This is a genomic window from Caballeronia sp. INML1, from assembly GCF_023631085.1.
Lineage (GTDB): Bacteria > Pseudomonadota > Gammaproteobacteria > Burkholderiales > Burkholderiaceae > Caballeronia > Caballeronia turbans.
Genome location: NZ_JALQDT010000045.1, coordinates 52,484 through 70,407 on the forward strand (window position 1 = coordinate 52,484; position 17,924 = coordinate 70,407).

Consider the following 17,924-nt stretch of genomic DNA (forward strand, 5'->3'; position numbering starts at 1 on the left):
GCGCGTCCCGTCGTCCCGTGACCACACCTTCCCGCGCGGGAGATTCCCATGTTGTTGCATCAGCTAGTCGATCGATTCGGCCCGGCGATCGTATTCATTAACGTAATGGGCTCGGCACTCGGGCTTCCGGTGCCCGCGATGCCGACGATGATCGTCGTCGGCGCCTCCATCGCGCTGATGGCCGTGAACGGCGGCGCGTTCTGGCCCGCGCTGCTCGGCGTGCTGTGCGTCGCGGTGGCGGGCGGCGTGCTCGGCGATCTCGTCTGGTTCCAGGGCGGGCGCAAGTACGGCGACAAGACGCTCAAGACCATCTGCAAGCTGTCCCTGTCGCGCGATACGTGCGTGAAGAAGACAGAACGTTTCTTCGGCCGCTGGGGCGTGCGGATTCTGCTCGTCGCGAAGTTCATCCCCGGTCTTTCGCTCGTGTCCGTGCCGCTCGCGGGCGCGATGGGCGTGAAGCTGCGCAGCTTCATCGCGCACGATGGCGCGGGCATCGCGCTGTGGGGCGCGGTCGGGCTGAGCGTCGGCGTCATCTTCGCGGCGCAGCTGGAAATGGTCTTCGCGATGATCTCGCAGCTCGGGCGACAGGCGGTGGCCGTCGTCGCGGTGCTGCTCGCGGTCTACGTCGCGTATCGCTGGTGGCGCCGCCGCGCGCTCATGGCGACGCTGGAAAAGGCGCGCATCAGCGTGGACGAGCTGTATGCGCTGATGAACGACGAGCCGCTGCCCGTGATCTTCGATATTCGCTCGCCGGAGAAGCGCATGCTCGATCCGGCCGCGATTCCCGGCTCTCTCTTCGCCGACGAGCGCGATCTCGCGAAGATCATCGAGAACTACGACAAGTCGCGCAAGGTCGTCATCTACTGCTCGTGTCCGAACGAAGTGTCGGCTGCGTGGATGGCCAAGACCATGCGCAACGCGGGCTTCCGGGACGTAGTGCCGCTCACGGGCGGACTGGACGCCTGGCGCCTCGCCGGTTTCGAGGTCGCGACGCTGACCGAGTTCGGCGAGCTCGCGGCGACCACACCGGAGGAGGTCGCGGAAATGGCGGCGATGTGCCCCTGGCCCGTGAAAGCGCCGGCGGCATCGCCCGCGGGCCCGGCATCCCTGCACGAAGCTGGTTTTCCACACGGAGATCGCGCATGAGCACAACGCCGTTCAACGAGCCTGGTCAAGGCATGCCGAATGTCGTCGCGTGGAGCGCACGCGAGCCGGTGCAGAATACCGATCCGAACGTCGTGCCGTCGCCGGCAGCCGCCGCCGCGTCCGACGACAGCGCGCCTTTCTCGCCGCTCGAAACGCGCGCGCACCAGATGTTTCCGCGCCTGACCGACAACGAGATCGAGCGCATGAGCCGCTTCGGGACTGCCGCGCACTGGCGTCAGGGCGAGTGGCTGTTCCGCATGGGCGAGACCGGGCGCGGCATGGTGGTCGTCCTGAAAGGGCTCGTGCGCGTGACGCGCCGCAACGCGCTCGGGCAGGAGCATCTCGTCGTCGAGCACGGGCCGGGGCATTTTCTGGCGGAAGTGGCGCAGCTTTCGGGCAAGCCGTGTCTCGTCGATGGCGTCGCCGCCGAGGACGTCGACGGCATCGTGATTCCGCCTGAGCGGCTGCGCGCGCTGCTCGTCGCCGAAGCGGAACTGGGCGAGCGCATCATGCGCGCGCTGATCCTGCGGCGCGTGGGGCTGATCGAAAAGGGCAGCGGCCCGGTGCTGCTCGGGCAGTCGGACGATGGCCATCTGGTCTCGCTGCAGGGCTTTCTGCGGCGCAACGGTTATCCGCACACGGTGATCGACGCGTGCACCGATCCCGATGCGATTTCGCTGCTCGAACGCATCTCGGCATCGACGTCCGACTTCCCGCTCGTCATCTGCCCGGACGGCACCGTGCTGCGCGCGCCCAGCGAGAATCAGATCGCGACGCAGCTCGGCTGGCTGCCCGAGTTCGATCCGGCGCATGTCTACGATGTCGCGATCGTCGGCGCGGGGCCGGCGGGTCTCGCGACGGCGGTGTATGCGGCGTCCGAAGGCTTGTCGGTGGCGGTGTTCGATTGCCGCGCGCCGGGCGGGCAGGCGGGTGCGAGCTCGCGCATCGAGAACTATCTCGGCTTTCCGACCGGGATCTCCGGCCAGGCGCTCGCCGGGCGCGCGTTCGTGCAGGCGCAGAAGTTCGGCGCGCATATCGCGATTCCGACCAAGATCAAGGCGCTGCATTGCGATTGCAATCCGATCCAGATCGAACTGGAGAACGGCGCGCGCGTGACGACGCAGACGGTGGTGATCGCATCGGGCGCGGCGTATCGGCGACCGGATATCGCCGGACTCGAGCGGTACGAGGGGCACGGCACGTATTACTGGGCGTCGCCGGTCGAGGCGAAGCTGTGCAAGAACTCGGAAGTGGTGCTCGTCGGCGGCGGCAATTCGGCGGGACAGGCCGTGGTGTATCTCGCGACGCACGCGAAGCATGTGCATGTGCTGATTCGCGGCGCGGGGCTATCGGCGAGCATGTCGCATTATCTGGTGGAGCGCATCGGCTCGTTGCCGAACGTCACGGTGCGCACGCATACGCAGATCACCTCGCTCGATGGCGATGGCCGCGCACTGACCGCCGTCAATTGCAGTACGCCGGATGGACCGCTCAAGATCGACTCGCGGCATCTGTTTCTCTTTACCGGCGCGGATCCGAATACCGACTGGTTGCGCAACTGCAATGTGAATGTCGATGGCAAGGGCTTCGTGCTCACTGGGCCCGAGGCCCACGACGGACGCACGCAAGGCGTGATGGCGCTGGAAACCAGCGTGCCGGGGGTGTTCGCCATCGGTGATGTGCGGTCGAATTCGACCAAGCGTGTTGCGGCTGCGGTGGGGGAGGGGGCGGCGGTGGTTGCCCAGATTCATGGGCTGCTCGCCAAGCGGGAGGCATTGGGGGTGGGGTGAGGTTTTTTTTTGCTTCGCTTTTGCTGGATCCCGTATTCGTGTTGGTCTATTAGCACTGCCCCTATGCGGGGCGGCAGTCACTTTCTTTGCAGCAGCAAAGAAAGTAACCAAAGAAAGCAGCTTGTTAGGCCCGCGGTCACACGCAGTTTGGCCATGCTTGCCATGTGATCGTGGGCTGCCTAAGTGTCGCCCTCACAAGACTAATCGGGCTTGGCTCGCGCACGGTCTGTCACCTCGCGCCGCACAGCGGAGCGGTTCAGCACTAAATGGCTCCGGCCTGCTTCGCGGCCGCTGGGTTCATCGGGTTTGCGCGCGCTTCGTCGCTAACGCTTCCATCGCACTGCAGGTGCGACAGGTTGGTTTCCCTGATAGACCCGTCGGCAGCGCGTAGCGCTTTGCCGAAGCTATTTGGTGCTGAACCAGCAAGTGGAGTGGTGCGATGAGACAGACCGTGCGCGAGCCAAGCGCGGTTGGGCCTATGAGGGCGACACTTAGGCAGCCCACGGTCACATGGCAAGCATGGTCAAACTGCGTGTGACCGCGGGCGTGTGGAGCTGCTTTCTTTGGTTACTTTCTTTGCAGCAGCAAAGAAAGTGACTGCCGCCCCGCACAGGGGCAGTGCTAATAAACCAACACCAATACGGGACCAGGCGAAAAGCAAAAACAAACTCAAGAAGGAAACAGCAAAGAAAACTCGATCCACTCATCACGAGTGCAGTCAGCGGTCACACTACCGCCGTGCAACCGCATGATCGCCTGAACGATCGACAACCCGAGCCCGCTCGATTCAGTGAACTCGCTACGCGCCGCATCGCCACGATAGAAGCGGTCAAAGAGCTTGCCAAGCTCCTCCCGCCCGATGCGCGGCCCGCGATTGCCCACCACGATGCGCGCACCCTGTTCGTCCGCGTGTCCACTCAGCCGCACCACGGTGCCCGGCGTCGCATAACGCACCGCATTCACAACCACATTGCCAATGGCCCTTCGGCACATGATTGCATTTGCAACCATTTCGCCGTCGGCGTCGATATCGAAGGTAATGCGGCGTTCTTCGGCGATGCCTTCGAAGTAAGCGCCGATGGTTTCGAGTTCCTCGCGGATATCGAGCCGTTCGCGCTCGATGCGCTGCCGCCCGTGATCCGCCTGCGCAAGAAACAGAATGTTCTGCGCGATACGCGCGAGCCGCTCCAGTTCCTCGAGATTCGATTCCAGCACGCCGCGATACTCAGCGACATTGCGCTCATGCGCGAGCGCAACCTGCGTTTCGCCGATCAACACGCCGATCGGCGTGCGCACCTCATGCGCGAGATCCGCGGAGAATTGCAGCAAGCGCTCATAGCCGTGTTCGAGACGATCGAGCATCGCGTTGAACGATGCCGCGAGGCTCTGCAACTCGGCGGGCGCGTGCGCAACATCGAGCCGCGCGGAAAGCCGGTTCGGCGTGATTTCCGCGGCCTTGTCGGCCATTGCCTTCAGCGGCATGAGTCCGCGGCTCGTGACCCAGTACGCGAGCAGAAGCGTCACGAGCACCGCGCCGATCACCGTGATCCACACGCGTTCCAGATACGCCGACAAGACGATCGCTTCCTGTGTCATCACGTGCGCCGCGATGATCTCCACCACTTCGCCGCTCTGGCCGATACGCGCCTGTGCGCCGACCCAGCGCATGCGCACGCCGTCCGCACGCGAGCCTTCGTAAAGATCGTCGAGCCCGATGGCCCGCGTCATCGGCACGATATGAAGCGGCGGCAACGGCATCTGTTCCGGATCCACGTTGATGAAAGGCGCCGAGCCTGCGCGCCGGAACAGGATGACGTCCTGCCGGTCGCCGAGCATCGTTTCGAAGAGCTTCGGCCGCGCTTCGATTTCATTGATCGTGTAGAGATCGTGCAGCAGCGAGCGGAAATGCTCGACGCGGGCGATCAACTGATAGTCCGCACGTGTGGACAGCGCGCGATTCGTCGCCTGATAGAGCGACGCGCCAACCATCCCGACCACGACGCACACAGTCACCGCAAAAGATAGCGCGATACGCAGCGCAAGTGAACGCGAAGGCCGGTTCAAGGATTCTCCCCGAACGAATAGCCGATGCTGCGCACCGTATGGATCAGCTTGAGATCGTACGGGTTGTCGATCTTCGCGCGCAGTCGCTTCACCGCGACATCGACGACGTTGGTATCGCTGTCGAAGTTCATGTCCCACACTTCCGATGCGATGAGCGTGCGCGACAGCGCCTCGCCCTGATGCTTGCAAAAGAGATGCAGGAGCGCGAACTCCTTGTTCGTGAGCGCGATGTCGATGCCCTTGCGCGTCACCTTGCGGCGCAGGACATCGACATGCAGATCCGCGATCTGAAACGTATCCGATTCGCGCATCACGCCGCGCCGTAATAGCGTGCGAATACGCAGCACGAGTTCAGTGAAGGAAAAAGGCTTGACGAGGTAATCGTCGGCGCCGAGTTCGAGTCCGTGAATGCGATCCGTCACGTGATCGCGCGCGGTCAGAAAAATGACAGGCAAGTCACGTTTCGCGCGCAATGCGGACATGACCTGCCAGCCGTCGATGCCGGGAAGCATCACATCGAGCACGATCAGCTCGTACGGATTCGCGAGGGCCTGATGCAATCCGTCCGTGCCGTTGCGCACGAGATCGACCTGATAGCCGGACTCGATGAGCCCTTTTTTCAGGTAGTCGCCGGTCTTGCGGTCGTCTTCGATAACGAGGATGGTCATGCTCGCGCTGCGTCGAATGGATTGCCGTCATTCTAGCCAGAGCACGTGCTGCCCTCGCCAAGATGACAAAAAAGTCATCCACAGGTCATCGATCGATCAGCGGCGCGTCGCTACCATGCCAGCGAAACTCAATCGAATCGCGAGGCTCGAAGACGTGCAAATACAACCGTTATGGCTGCGCATCACGCACTGGCTCAATGCGTTCGCCGTGTTGATCATGGTGACGAGCGGCTGGCAGATCTACAACGCATCGCCGATCTTCAGATCCATTGTTTTCCCAAGCGCCATCACGCTCGGCGGCTGGCTCGGCGGCGCGCTGCAATGGCATTTCGCGGCGATGTGGTTGCTGGTCGCGAACTTCATCGTGTATGTCGCGATGAATGTTTTCACGGGACGCCTGCGCCGCCGCATGTTTCCGCTCTCGATCAGAAGCATCGTCACGGACGCATTCGCCGCATTGCGCGGCAAGCTCGGCCACGACGATCTCACGCACTACAACGCGGTACAAAAGTTCGCGTATCTGGCGGTGATCGTGGACATCGTGATCGTGATCCTGTCGGGCCTCGCGGTATGGAAGTCCGTGCAATTTCCATTGCTTCGAACGCTCATGGGCGGCTACGACGAGGCCCGCGTCGTGCATTTCTTCGGCATGAGCTTTCTGGTCGCGTTCTTCGTGGTGCATGTGGTGATGGTTGCACTCGTGCCGCGCTCGCTTGTGATGATGATTCGAGGTCGTTAAGCCATGTCGCTCAAGCTATTCAAATCGAGACCCGATGCCGAGCTCATCATCAAGGATGCGGCGAAGGAATTAAAGGCGCCCGCGCGACGTTTATTCGGCAAGCGCATTCTGTCGCTCGGAGGCCTCGCGATGCTGTCCGGCTGCAACATCACCGACGATAAATCCATCAACGCGATGCTGCGCCGCATTTCATCCTTCAACGACGACGTGCAGGCGCTCCTGTTCGATCCGGCCAGGCTCGCGCCGACCTATCCCGAATCGATGATCACGCGCCCGTTTCCGTTCAACGCGTTCTACGACATCGACGAAGTGCCCGAAGTCGACCCGTCGACGTACAAGCTGGAGATCGGCGGCCTCGTCAAAGGCAAGCGCGTCTGGACGCTCGACGAACTGCACGCGATGCCGCAGGAAAGCCAGGTGACGCGGCATATCTGCATCGAAGGCTGGAGCGCGATCGGCAAGTGGGGCGGCGTGCGCTTTGCGCATGTTCTCGCGCGGGCGGGCGCCGATACGAGCGCCAAATACGTGGCCTTCCATTGCGCCGACAACTACTCGACGAGCATCGACATGCCGACCGCGCTGCACGCGCAGACGTTGCTCACGCTCACCTACGACGGCCAGATTCTGCCGCCGAAATACGGCTTCCCGATGAAGCTGCGTATGCCGACCAAACTCGGCTACAAGAACCCGAAGCACATCGTCGCGATCACCGTGACGAACGATTACCCCGGCGGCTATTGGGAGAACCAGGGCTACAACTGGTTCGGCGGGTCCTGAAGCCTTCGTTTTCACACTCCAAGGAGATTGCATGTCGATTCGAATGAAACTCGGCGTCAGCATCGTGACGCTCGCACTCGCTTCCGCAGCCTTTGCCCAGACGCCCGCCGCGAAACCCGCGCGCATTCGCGGCGATATCGTGTCACTGTCAGGCGACACGCTCACCGTCCATCGACGCAGCGGCGACACGGTGAAGATCGCCGTCAAGTCGGATACGCCTGTCACCGCGCTGAAGAACATCAAGCTGCAGGACATCAAGCCGGGCTCGTTCGTCGGCACGGCGGCGACCACCGGTACGGACGGCAAGCTCACCGCGACCGAAGTGCTCGTGTTCCCGGAAGCCGCGCGCGGCACCGGCGAAGGTCACTATGCGTGGGATCTGGGCCCGCAAAGCTCGATGACCAACGCGAATGTCGATCAGGTCGTGCAGGGCACGAGCGGCCGGGATCTCAAGCTCTCGTACAAGGGCGGCTCGAATTCGGTGACGGTGCCGGAGAACGTGCCCGTCGTGACCTTCGCGCCCGCGACGCATGACGACCTGAAGCCGGGCAAGAAGGTGTTCGTTGTCGCAAGTCCGGCGGGTTCGGACTTCGCGGCGCAGCGTATCGTCGTGGAGAAGGATGGCGTCGCGCCGCCGATGTAAGCGGCCCGCATTCGTGCATCTTGCAAGCGCCCGCCGGGATGTTGCCGGCGGGCGTTTGTCATTCGAGCGCCGTGCGAATGCGCCTGCAACTATCGGTTGAACATAGCGCGTATCAGCAGATACTACGCGTTCGGGATAACATGGCCGTTTGCATCTTTTGATCTTGCGCAACGTAACTTCAGGCCACGCCACCCGTAAGGAGACATGCATGAGCAACACGCGTTCGGGCTTTCCCGCCTATCCGAATACGCAGCTTTATATCGACGGCGCCTGGCGCGATGGCTCGCGCGACACCGCCGTGATCAATCCGGCGAACGAAGCCGAAATCGGCCGTCTTGCGCTCGCAGGCGAAGCGGAGCTTTCACTCGCAGCCGACGCCGCCGCTCGCGGCTTCAAGGAATGGCGCAAGGTCTCGCCGTATGAGCGCAGCAAGCTGATGCGCCGGGCGGCGCAGAACATTCGCGAACGCGCCGAGCAGATCGCCGCCATCATGACGATGGAGCAGGGCAAGCCATTCGGCGAGGCGCGCATCGAAACGCTGTCGGCGGCGGACATCATCGAATGGTTCGCGGAAGAAGGGCGTCGCACGTATGGCCGTGTGATTCCGTCGCGCACGGATGCCGTGCGCCAGATCGTCACGCGCGAACCGGTCGGTCCGGTCGCCGCGTTCACGCCGTGGAATTTCCCGATCAATCAGGCGGTGCGCAAGGTGTCGGCCGCGCTCGCATCGGGCTGCTCGGTCGTGCTGAAAGGCCCCGAGGAAACGCCCGCGAGTTGCGCGGCGCTCGTGCAGGCCTATGCCGATGCGGGCCTGCCTGCCGGCGTGCTGAATCTCGTGTTCGGCGTGCCCGCCGATGTCTCGAAGTATCTGATCGCGCATCCCGCCATCCGCAAGATTTCGTTCACCGGCTCGACGCCGGTCGGCAAGCTGCTCGCATCGCTCGCAGGCGAGCACATGAAGCGCGTGACCATGGAGTTGGGCGGCCACGCGCCCGCCATCGTGTTCAAGGACGCCGACATTCCCCGCGCGGCGAAGATGCTCGCATCGGCGAAATTCCGCAACGCCGGCCAGGTATGCATTTCGCCGACACGCTTCCTCGTCGAAGAATCCGCGTATGAGGAGTTCGTGCAGCACTTCGTCGCGACTGCGAGCGCGGTGAAAGTCGGCAATGGCCTCGACGATGGCGTGCAGATGGGCCCGCTCGCAAACGGCCGCCGTCTCGAAGCGATGGAGCGTCTCGTCGCCGATGCGCGCGAGCATGGCGCGAAGGTGTTGACGGGCGGCGAGCGCATCGGGCGCGAAGGCTACTTCTTCGCGCCGACCGTGCTCACCGATGTGCCGCTGAGCGCGCGCATCATGACTGAAGAGCCGTTCGGCCCGATCGCGCCGATCGCATCGTTCAAGTCGTATGATGAAGTGATCGCCGAGGCGAACCGTCTGCCTTACGGACTCGCGGCATACGCTTACACGAGCTCGGCGGCGACGTCGGCGGCGGTGTCGGACGATATCGAAAGCGGGATGCTCTCGATCAATCATCACGGTCTCGCGTTGCCGGAGACGCCGTTCGGCGGCGTGAAGGACTCGGGCTATGGCTCGGAAGGCGGCAGCGAAGCGATGGAAGCGTATCTCGTCACGAAGTTCGTGACGGAGCATCGTTGATTCTTGCGTGGTGAAGTCGTTCGAAAGGCGGCCCTTCGAGGGCCGCTTTTGATTGCACCAAATTGTTCAGGATGGCGAATCGAAAGGCGCGTGAAGCCTCGGTGAAATAAGCACCAGTTTCAGGTGTGTAACGCCGTAACACGCGGAAAAATGTCCGTAGCCGAATTGCCAGCTTCACTCTCTAGCATGTATCGATACGTGCCTTCCGCTCGTCCGACGCATGGAGAACCGAATGCTGAGTCCACACGAATTTCCACGCTCCTGCTGATCGAGCGCTCGCCTCACCAGGTCGAAGTATTCGGTCAGCACGCGGCGCGCTTGCGTCAGGAAGCGCTCGTCGAGATCACACGGCTGCCGACCGGCGTGCCCATGCCGCTTCTCACGCAGAAAGGTCACGATGTGCTCAAAAGGCTCGGCGCGCTCCGGAACCTTCGCTCGAACGAAGCCGAAGACAGCGAATAGGCCGAGCGCGTCTTCGCTCGCAAGCGTATTCTGTGTTTCGTTCGCGGATACACGGAGCCTGCAAGTGACTCAATCGAAACATCCGACCGTCACAATTCTGGGCGCGGGCAGCATGGGATCGGCCATCGGCCGTGCATTGACGCAATCGGGCGCGCGCGTGCTGACATCGCTCGAAGGCCGCAGCGCCGCCAGCGCAGCGCGCGCACGCGAGGCCGGCATGGAAGACGCGAGCCTCGATAGCCTAGTGGCATGCGAGTTCATTCTGTCCATCGTGCCGCCCGCGGTTGCGATCGACACCGCGAAACGCATGGCGCCCGCGCTCGAACAGGCGAGCGTCCTGCCGCTCTTCATCGATTGCAACGCGATCAATCCGGATACGGTCCGGGAGATCGAGCGCGTGCTTGAACCGACCGGCACGCCGTTCGTCGATGGCGCGATCATCGGCATGCCTTCTTCGCCGAAGTTTTACATGTCGGGGCCGCATGCACGGCATACGCAGCCACTCGCCGATGCCGGCCTCGTCGTGCGCGTGCTCGATGGACCGGTCGGTGCCGCATCCGCGCTCAAGATGTCGTATGCGGGCATCACGAAGGGACTGACGGCGCTCGGTTCGGCCATGTCGCTCGCCGCGATGCGCAACGGCGCGGGAGACGCGCTCTTCAGCGAACTCGCAGAGAGTCAGCCCGCGCTTGCCGCGTGGCTCGCGGGTAATGTGCCGCGCATGCCGCCGAAGGCGTATCGATGGGTCGCGGAGATGGAAGAGATCGCGCAGTTCATCGGCGACGAATTCGCCGAGCATCGCATCTACGAAGGCGCGGCGGGACTTTACGCGCGGCTTGCGCAAGACAAGGACGCGACCGACGCACTCGAACGCTTCTTCACCGAACGCCGCTAGACGCGCGCTGCCGCGGCTTCTTTTATGTACTCGAAGAAGCGCGCCGCGCGCCGGTCGCCCGCATACGCGGAGTTGATGCGCACCCACGGACACGCTTCGCCATTCGGGCGGTAATAGCTGCCCGGCGCGAGCGTCACGCCAAGCTTCGCCGCTTCGTCGACGAGCACGGACGAATGGTCGATGCCCGGCACCTTTGCCCACACGAAATTGCCGCCGCTCGGTTCATCGAACACATCCCAGCCGTAGCTTTCGAGCGTTTGCACCGCGCTCGACAGCGAATCACGCACGCGCTTGCGCAGCCGTTCCAGATACTTGCGATACGTGCCGCGTTCCAGCAGGCTCGCCGCGACGCTCTCCGCGAAACGCGTGCCGCCGAGACTCGTCAGCACCTTCACATCGACGAGATTCTTCACGAGCTCGCGATTCGCCGCGAGATAACCGATTCGCAGCGACGACGACAGTGTCTTCGACAATCCGCCCACGTAGATCACGCGATCGAACTGATCGAGCGATGCGAGCCGTTGCGTCGGCACGGCCTGGAAGTCGGCGTAGATATCATCCTCGACGATCGTGAAGCCGTGCTGCGTCGCGAGCTGCAGCAGCCTGAATGCGACCTGCGGCGCGATATTCGTCGCGGTCGGATTCTGGAAGACCGTGTTGATGAAGAAGAGCTTCGGTTGATGCTGCTTGAGCAGTTCCTCCGCAACATCGATATCGGGACCATTCGCGAGCCGCGGCACGCCGACGAGACGCACGCCTTGCAGCTTGAGAAGCCCGAAGAGGTTGTAGTAACCCGGGTCTTCGACGAACACCGTATCGCCGGGCTTCAGCATGTAGCGCACGATCAGGTCGAGCGCCTGACTCGCACCGGTGGTGATCATCACGTTCGGCAGATCGGCGTCGATGCCGAGCGCGTTGATGCGCATCACGACTTGCTGGCGCAGGCTGGTGTCGCCGTGAGGGATCGCGTAGTCGATCACGCTCGGCACATCGATGCGTGACGCCTGACGGATCGCCTGCGTGAGACCGTCAACGTCGCGCCACGCCTCCGGAATGAAGCCGCTCGACAGCTTCAGCGACTCGCCGGGATAGTTGAACTGCTGAAGGATCTGGTTCGATTCTTCCTCGGCCAGGCGCGGATCGCAATTTCCGGCGTTGCTGTCGCGTTCGTCCACGTGATTCGCCACATAGAAGCCGGAACCGTGCTTCGGCTGAATCAGCCCGCGGGACGCGAGCCGGTCGTACGCCTCGATCACCGGAAAGCGGCTGATGCGCTGTTCGGCGGCGAGCTGACGAATCGAGGGCAGCTTCGCGCCTGCGAGCACGCGGCGCGAACGGATCATCGCCTCGACCTGGTTGACGATCTGCTCGGTCAGCGGCACGCCGGTGCCGCCGTCGATGTGGAGCGGAAGTGCGTTCATGATGTTTCAAACTGTTCAGTGATTCATAGTGAACACTTTGATTTCGCTGTTCACAGGTGTCGTCAGGACATTCGAACGCATCCGAAAAGCCGCGTCAAGACTGTCCGAGCGGCTAGGCGAACTGTTTTTCAAGTGTCAGATCGCCATGAACTGTTCGGCCAAAATAGCTTAACAGTTCTGCTCCAACTGTTCATAAGTGTTCATTCAAGCTGTTCGGAATCGGTCGAATAATAGGATCAACGGCTGCTTTGCGCATGCGAACGCGGCCTTCCAGTTACACGATCCGAAGGAGCAGCATCATGCGTGAAATCCGGACATTCGAACTCGATCGGCGCGACGCGCCCACGCGCTGGGTGATCGATCGGCCTCAGACGTTGCGCGTCACGCGCGGGCAAGTCTGGCTGACCATCGAAGGCGCAGCCGATGACTACTGGCTCGACGCGGGCGCCTCCGTCGAACTCAAGCCGTACACGACGATCTGGGTCAGCGCGACGGAGGACGCCAGTTGGTTCTCGATGGCCTCCGGCTCGACGCGCGGCAGCGCGCGCAGGCTGGCCGATATCGCGCGCGCGTGGTTTGCGCGCCGTCCGATGCCGGCGAAACTGGCGACCTTGAAGGCGTAGGCGAAAAAAAACCCGGCCGTGGCCGGGTTCAATGTTCCCGCGCTCTTTCGAGCGCGGTCACCTGCAAAACAGGCTTGACTTACGCCGCCAGCAGCGAGCGCAGCACGAACGGCAGAATCCCGCCGTGCTTGTAGTAGTCGACTTCGATCGGCGTGTCGATGCGCAGCAGCACCTGCACGCGATCTTCCTTGCCGTCCTTGCGATGGATCACCAGCGTGACTTCCTGCTGCGGCTTGAAGTCATCGCCGAGACCTTCGATGTCGTACGTCTCTTCGCCGGTGATGTTCAGTGACTGGACGCTGTCCGAGCCCTTGAATTGCAGCGGCAAGACGCCCATGCCGACGAGGTTCGAGCGGTGGATACGCTCGAAGCTGCGCGCGACCACGGCCTTCACGCCGAGCAGTTGCGTGCCCTTCGCCGCCCAGTCGCGCGACGAACCCGTGCCGTACTCTTCGCCGGCGAAGATGACGGTCTGCGTGCCGGCGTCGATGTACTTCATCGCCGCGTCGTAGATCGACAACTGTTCGCCGCTCGGCTGGTGAATCGTCAGGCCGCCTTCGATGCGGGTGCCGTCGGCCTTCGCCGGGATCATCAGATTCTTGATGCGCACGTTCGCGAAGGTGCCGCGCATCATCACGTCGTGGTTGCCGCGACGCGACCCGTAGCTGTTGAAGTCGGCCTTCTGCACGCCGTTTGCCTTCAGCCACACGCCCGCCGGCGACGTTTCCTTGATCGAACCGGCCGGGCTGATGTGGTCGGTCGTCACTGAATCGCCGAAGATGCCGAGCGCGCGCGCGCCCTTCACAGCGGGGATCGAATCGGCCGGCTTCATCGAAAAGTCGCTGCCGAAGAACGGCGGCTCGGCGATGTACGTCGACTTCGGCCAGTCATACACCTGACCGCTTTCGCCCGCGATCTTGCTCCACAGGTCGCCTTCCTTCGTGAGCTGCGAATAGTTCTCGCGGAACGCCTTCGCATCCAGCGCGAACTTGAGCAGCGCGTGGACTTCGTCGCTCGTCGGCCAGATATCGCCGAGATAGATGTCGCGGCCGTTCGTGCCCTGGCCGACAGGCTCGGTCATCAGATCGCGCGTGATGTTGCCCGCGATGGCGTAGGCCACGACGAGCGGCGGCGAAGCCAGGAAGTTCGCGCGGATGTTCGGGTGAATGCGCGCTTCGAAGTTGCGGTTGCCGGACAGCACCGCTGCCGCGATGACGTCGTTCTTCGTGATTGCGTCGTTCAGTTCCGGCGTCAGATCGCCCGCGTTGCCGATACAGGTCGTGCATCCGTAAGCGGCGAGCGTGAAGCCGAGCTTGTCGAGATAGGGCATGAGACCCGTCTTCGTCAGATACTCGGTGACGATGCGCGACCCCGGCGCGAGCGACGTCTTGATGTGCGGCGCGACGGTCAGACCCGCTTCGACGGCCTTCTTCGCGAGCAAGCCGGCGGCGAGCAGCACGCTCGGGTTCGACGTGTTCGTGCACGACGTGATCGCGGCGATCAGCACATCGCCGTTCTTCAGGTTCACGCCGTCGGTCGTCCTGTATTGCACGTTCAGGTCGGCGGCCTTCTTGTTGAAGCCGTTTTCGCCGACCGGCTTCGAAAAGAGATCGACGAACGTGCTCTTCACGTTGCCGATTTCGATGCGGTCCTGCGGACGCTTTGGGCCTGCGAGCGACGGCGCGACCGTGCCGAGATCGAGCGTGAGCGTCTTGGTGTAGTCGATGTCGCCGGCCTTCGGCACGCCCCACAGCTTCTGCGCCTTGAAGTATCGCTCGAACGCGGCGATTTCCTCGTCGGTGCGGCCCGTGCCCTTGAAGTATTCGATGGTCTTTTCGTCGACCGGGAAGAAGCCCATCGTCGCGCCGTACTCGGGCGCCATGTTGCCGATGGTCGCGCGGTCCGGCACGCCGATCGAGGCCGTGCCTTCGCCGAAGAACTCGACGAACTTGCCGACGACCTTCTCCTTGCGCAGCATTTCAGTGATGGTCAGCACGAGGTCGGTCGCCGTGCAGCCTTCGCGCAGCTTGCCCTTCAGCTCGACGCCGACGACGTCCGGCGTCAGGAAGTACACAGGCTGGCCGAGCATGCCCGCCTCCGCTTCGATGCCGCCCACGCCCCAGCCGACCACGCCGATGCCGTTGATCATCGTGGTGTGGCTGTCCGTGCCGACGAGCGTGTCCGGGTAGTAGACGGTGTCGTTGCCCTCGGTCTTCTTGTGCACGCCGCGCGCAAGATATTCGAGGTTCACCTGGTGCACGATGCCGATTCCCGGCGGCACGACCTTGAACGTGTCGAACGCCTGCATGCCCCACTTCATGAACTGGTAGCGCTCGTTGTTGCGCTGAAATTCCAGCTTCATGTTCAGGTCGAGCGCGTTCGGCTCGCGGAAATGATCGATCTGCACCGAGTGATCGACGACGAGATCCACCGGCACGAGCGGCTCGATTGCCTTCGGGTCCTTGCCGGCGCGCTTGGCGACGCCACGCATCGCGGCGATGTCGGCGAGCAGCGGCACACCGGTGAAGTCCTGCAGCACGACGCGCGCGACGACGAACGGGATTTCATCGACACGAGCGGCATTTGGCTTCCAGCTCGCCAGTTGCTCGATGTGCTCTTCGGAGATCTTCTTGCCGTCGTAGTTGCGCAGGACCGATTCGAGCACCAGCCGGATCGAGACCGGCAGGCGCTCGATCTTGACCTTCAGCGCGTCGCCGAGTTGCGGCAGCGAGTAGAGCTTGCCTTTGCCGGAGCCGCTGTCGAATTCCTTGAGCGTGTTGTGAAGATTGTGGGCCATGGTTATTTTCCTTGGACTAAGACGAGGAAATTGCTTCTCTAAGGCTAAATCACGTACAGATCGACATATTCATTGACCGGCATCGCTTCGAGCCTTGCCTGATCGAGCGATACCGCGAGTATCGCCTGCTGCTGCTTTTGCGGAAACCGACGCGCGAGATTGGTCCTGAATTTCTCGACGAGCAGCGCAATGCCATCCGCGCGACGGCGCTTGTGACCGATCGGATATTCGACCGCGATTTCATCGAGCTTTGTGCCGTCGTTGAATTCGACGGTCAGCGCATTCGCGATCGAACGCTTGTCCGGGTCGTGATAATCCTTCGTGTACTGCGTGTCTTCCACGCATTCCATCTTCGCGCGCAGTGTGTCGATGCGCGGGTCCTGCGCGATCGAATCTTCGTAATCGGCGGCGGTGAGCCGGCCGTAAATCAGCGGCACGACGACCATGTACTGAATACAGTGATCGCGGTCCGCGGGGTTGTTCAGCGGCCCTTTTTTGTCGATGATGCGAATCGCCGCTTCGTGCGTGCGAATCGTGATCTTGCTGATGTCATCGACGGACCTGCCGGCTTCCTTCAGCTTGCCGTGCAAGATCATCGCGGCTTCGACGGCCGTTTGCGAATGGAACTCGGCAGGGAAGGAAATCTTGAAGAGCACGTTCTCCATCACGTAAGAACCATACGGACGCTGGAACCTGAACGCGTTGCCCTTGAAGAGCACATCGTAAAAGCCCCATGTCTTAGCGGTCAAAACGGATGGATAGCCCATCTCGCCGGTCTTCGCGATCAGCGCGAGACGCACGGCGCGCGACGTGGCGTCGCCCGCGGCCCACGATTTGCGCGAGCCGGTGTTCGGCGCATGACGATACGTGCGCAGCGGATGACCGTCGACGAAGGCAAGCGAAACCGCATTGATCAGTTCATCGCGCGTGAGGCCGATCATCTGCCCGACGACGGCCGTCGATGCGAGCTTGACGAGCAGCACGTGATCGAGCCCGACCTTGTTGAACGAGTTCTCGAGCGCGATGCAGCCTTGAATTTCGTGCGCCTTGATCATCGCGATCAGGACGTCTTTCATGTCGAGCGGCTTCTTGCCCGATGCGATCGCATTACGTGAAAGCCAGTCGGCCGTTGCAAGAATGCCGCCGAGGTTATCCGACGGATGGCCCCACTCGGCGGCGAGCCACGTGTCGTTGAAGTCGAGCCAGCGGATCATTGCGCCGATATTGAACGCGGCCTGTACCGGGTCGAGCTGAAACTGGGTGCCTGGCACCCTCGCGCCGTTGGGGACGATCGTGCCGGGCACGATCGGTCCCATCAGCTTGGTGCAGGCGGGGTAGGAGAGGGCCTCGAGTCCGCAGCCGAGCGTGTCGATCAGGCAGTTGCGCGCCGTTTCGAACGCAAGCGTGCTGTCGACGCTGTAATCGAGCACGTAGTCGACTATGTCGACCAGTACCTTGTCCGGATCGGGCCGGACATTGGAGATCGGTGCGGACATCGAGTGATTCCTGATGTAAGTGCTGAACTAACTTACTCCGCGTTCTTGATCAGCGCGTTCGACTGCGTCGGAGCCGGGCCGCCCGCAGCCATTTCGGGCGTCATGCACTCGTCGGCGAGGCGCGACGAGTCCTTATCCGAGAACAGCATCGCTTTCGACGGGATCACGACGAGGTCCATGCCCGATGCCGAATCGTGGAAACGATCCGCGCCGGTCGTCGTATCCTGGCGCGGCAGACGGTAGTCCTTCTTGGCCCAGTTCACGGTGACGATGGCGTCACGCTTCATGTCGCCTTTCAGATAGAAAGCGTTACCGTCCTTGCACGACCATTTCACTGCACCTTCGGGGATCGGATCAATCTTGGCCGCCGCGGCCGCTTCGGCCTTGGGGCTGCGCTTGATCAGGCGGCGAGCCGGAGCGGGGCGCTTGGCCTTGGCCGCGCTCGATTCGGTCGACGTCGCAGCGAAGGCGTCGGCGCTGACGAAGACGCTCGTCGTTGCCAGCGTGCCGGCGATTGCAGCGATCAGAAGTTTATTCATCGAAAAAAACCTTTCAAAAACATTGGGGTTGAATGGCGGTTTGCCGCGCGGCGTGGATTTCTTCCTCGTAAAATCCGATCGCGCAGCCCGCTATTTTCGCTTATTTATCGCGACGAACTTCAAATTCTCCGGACCGGTGTAATTCGCGCTCGGCCGAATGATCTTGTTGTCGATGCGTTGCTCGATGATGTGCGCGCTCCAGCC

15 protein-coding genes are annotated in these 17,924 nt (G+C 62.5%); 9 read left to right on the forward strand and 6 right to left on the reverse strand.

The genetic code is table 11. The annotated features are described in order from the left end of the window. Positions 1 to 51: 51 nt before the first annotated feature. Positions 52 to 1,146, forward strand: a complete 1,095-nt coding sequence (locus NCR38_RS14115; RefSeq protein WP_409219286.1) for a DedA family protein/thiosulfate sulfurtransferase GlpE — start codon at positions 52 to 54, stop codon at positions 1,144 to 1,146. After that, positions 1,143 to 2,936, forward strand: a complete 1,794-nt coding sequence (locus tag NCR38_RS14120) for an FAD-dependent oxidoreductase (RefSeq protein ID WP_061120843.1) — start codon at positions 1,143 to 1,145, stop codon at positions 2,934 to 2,936. Before NCR38_RS14115 ends, NCR38_RS14120 begins: the two co-directional genes overlap by 4 nt. 669 nt (positions 2,937 to 3,605) lie before the next feature. On the opposite strand, the gene NCR38_RS14125 is transcribed toward NCR38_RS14120, so the two are convergent. Together NCR38_RS14125 and NCR38_RS14130 are read right to left on the reverse strand one after the other, a co-directional pair. Then, on the reverse strand, positions 3,606 to 5,000 hold the full coding sequence (locus NCR38_RS14125; protein ID WP_250477267.1) for a heavy metal sensor histidine kinase: 1,395 nt from the start codon (positions 4,998 to 5,000) through the stop codon (positions 3,606 to 3,608). Next, positions 4,997 to 5,668 carry a heavy metal response regulator transcription factor gene (locus tag NCR38_RS14130; RefSeq protein ID WP_061120845.1) on the reverse strand — a complete coding sequence of 224 codons (672 nt, stop codon included), beginning with the start codon at positions 5,666 to 5,668 and terminating at the stop codon, positions 4,997 to 4,999. The genes NCR38_RS14125 and NCR38_RS14130 overlap by 4 nt, the downstream gene beginning before the upstream one ends. Positions 5,669 to 5,783: 115 nt before the next feature. Here NCR38_RS14130 and NCR38_RS14135 point away from each other — a divergent pair, with 115 nt between their 5' ends. The 6 genes from NCR38_RS14135 (at position 5,784) to NCR38_RS14160 (ending at position 10,844) form a co-directional block, all read left to right on the forward strand. Then, entirely contained in the window at positions 5,784 to 6,407 is a 624-nt protein-coding gene (locus NCR38_RS14135; protein WP_061120846.1) for a cytochrome b/b6 domain-containing protein, read from the forward strand. A gap of 3 nt (positions 6,408 to 6,410) precedes the next feature. Next, complete coding sequence (locus tag NCR38_RS14140; protein WP_061120847.1) at positions 6,411 to 7,184, forward strand: molybdopterin-dependent oxidoreductase; 774 nt, start codon at positions 6,411 to 6,413, stop codon at positions 7,182 to 7,184. A 31-nt stretch (positions 7,185 to 7,215) separates the two neighbouring features. Beyond that, positions 7,216 to 7,827, forward strand: coding sequence for a hypothetical protein (locus NCR38_RS14145; protein WP_061120848.1), 612 nt, complete (start codon positions 7,216 to 7,218; stop codon positions 7,825 to 7,827). A gap of 208 nt (positions 7,828 to 8,035) precedes the next feature. After that, positions 8,036 to 9,487, forward strand: a complete 1,452-nt coding sequence (locus NCR38_RS14150) for an NAD-dependent succinate-semialdehyde dehydrogenase (RefSeq protein WP_061120849.1) — start codon at positions 8,036 to 8,038, stop codon at positions 9,485 to 9,487. 198 nt (positions 9,488 to 9,685) lie between these two features. After that, positions 9,686 to 9,949, forward strand: coding sequence for a hypothetical protein (locus tag NCR38_RS14155; RefSeq protein WP_143756421.1), 264 nt, complete (start codon positions 9,686 to 9,688; stop codon positions 9,947 to 9,949). 64 nt (positions 9,950 to 10,013) lie between these two features. After that, positions 10,014 to 10,844: an NAD(P)-dependent oxidoreductase gene (locus NCR38_RS14160; RefSeq protein WP_086961476.1), complete on the forward strand. Its 831-nt coding sequence runs from the start codon at positions 10,014 to 10,016 to the stop codon at positions 10,842 to 10,844. On the opposite strand, the gene NCR38_RS14165 is transcribed toward NCR38_RS14160, so the two are convergent. Next, positions 10,841 to 12,265: a PLP-dependent aminotransferase family protein gene (locus NCR38_RS14165; protein ID WP_061120851.1), complete on the reverse strand. Its 1,425-nt coding sequence runs from the start codon at positions 12,263 to 12,265 to the stop codon at positions 10,841 to 10,843. The two genes, NCR38_RS14160 and NCR38_RS14165, sit on opposite strands and share 4 nt — an antisense overlap. Positions 12,266 to 12,564: 299 nt before the next feature. On the opposite strand from NCR38_RS14165, the gene NCR38_RS14170 reads away from it, so the two are divergent. Next, a complete protein-coding gene (locus NCR38_RS14170; RefSeq protein ID WP_061120852.1) occupies positions 12,565 to 12,888 on the forward strand; it encodes a DUF2917 domain-containing protein in 324 nt (107 codons plus the stop codon). Between the two features lie 79 nt (positions 12,889 to 12,967). Here NCR38_RS14170 and acnA read toward each other — a convergent pair whose 3' ends face one another. From acnA to NCR38_RS14185, 3 genes are read right to left on the reverse strand one after another with little or no spacing between them, the layout of a single operon-like run. Further along, positions 12,968 to 15,685, reverse strand: coding sequence for an aconitate hydratase AcnA (gene acnA / locus NCR38_RS14175; protein ID WP_061120853.1), 2,718 nt, complete (start codon positions 15,683 to 15,685; stop codon positions 12,968 to 12,970). Between the two features lie 44 nt (positions 15,686 to 15,729). Further along, positions 15,730 to 17,181, reverse strand: a complete 1,452-nt coding sequence (locus NCR38_RS14180; protein ID WP_250477268.1) for a bifunctional 2-methylcitrate dehydratase/aconitate hydratase — start codon at positions 17,179 to 17,181, stop codon at positions 15,730 to 15,732. 32 nt (positions 17,182 to 17,213) lie between these two features. Next, complete coding sequence (locus tag NCR38_RS14185) at positions 17,214 to 17,720, reverse strand: hypothetical protein (protein ID WP_061120855.1); 507 nt, start codon at positions 17,718 to 17,720, stop codon at positions 17,214 to 17,216. Positions 17,721 to 17,924: the final 204 nt, after the last annotated feature.

Excerpts from the sequence above, each read along its gene's own strand:
- NCR38_RS14120 (WP_061120843.1), top strand. The coding sequence starts at position 1,143 with ATGAGCACAACGCCGTTCAACGAGCCTGGTCAAGGCATGCCGAATGTC.
- NCR38_RS14130 (WP_061120845.1), bottom strand. The coding sequence starts at position 5,668 with ATGACCATCCTCGTTATCGAAGACGACCGCAAGACCGGCGACTACCTG.
- NCR38_RS14135 (WP_061120846.1), top strand. The coding sequence starts at position 5,784 with ATGCCAGCGAAACTCAATCGAATCGCGAGGCTCGAAGACGTGCAAATA.
- NCR38_RS14140 (WP_061120847.1), top strand. The coding sequence starts at position 6,411 with ATGTCGCTCAAGCTATTCAAATCGAGACCCGATGCCGAGCTCATCATC.
- NCR38_RS14145 (WP_061120848.1), top strand. The coding sequence starts at position 7,216 with ATGTCGATTCGAATGAAACTCGGCGTCAGCATCGTGACGCTCGCACTC.
- NCR38_RS14150 (WP_061120849.1), top strand. The coding sequence starts at position 8,036 with ATGAGCAACACGCGTTCGGGCTTTCCCGCCTATCCGAATACGCAGCTT.
- NCR38_RS14165 (WP_061120851.1), bottom strand. The coding sequence starts at position 12,265 with ATGAACGCACTTCCGCTCCACATCGACGGCGGCACCGGCGTGCCGCTG.
- NCR38_RS14170 (WP_061120852.1), top strand. The coding sequence starts at position 12,565 with ATGCGTGAAATCCGGACATTCGAACTCGATCGGCGCGACGCGCCCACG.
- acnA (WP_061120853.1), bottom strand. The coding sequence starts at position 15,685 with ATGGCCCACAATCTTCACAACACGCTCAAGGAATTCGACAGCGGCTCC.
- NCR38_RS14180 (WP_250477268.1), bottom strand. The coding sequence starts at position 17,181 with ATGTCCGCACCGATCTCCAATGTCCGGCCCGATCCGGACAAGGTACTG.
- NCR38_RS14185 (WP_061120855.1), bottom strand. The coding sequence starts at position 17,720 with ATGAATAAACTTCTGATCGCTGCAATCGCCGGCACGCTGGCAACGACG.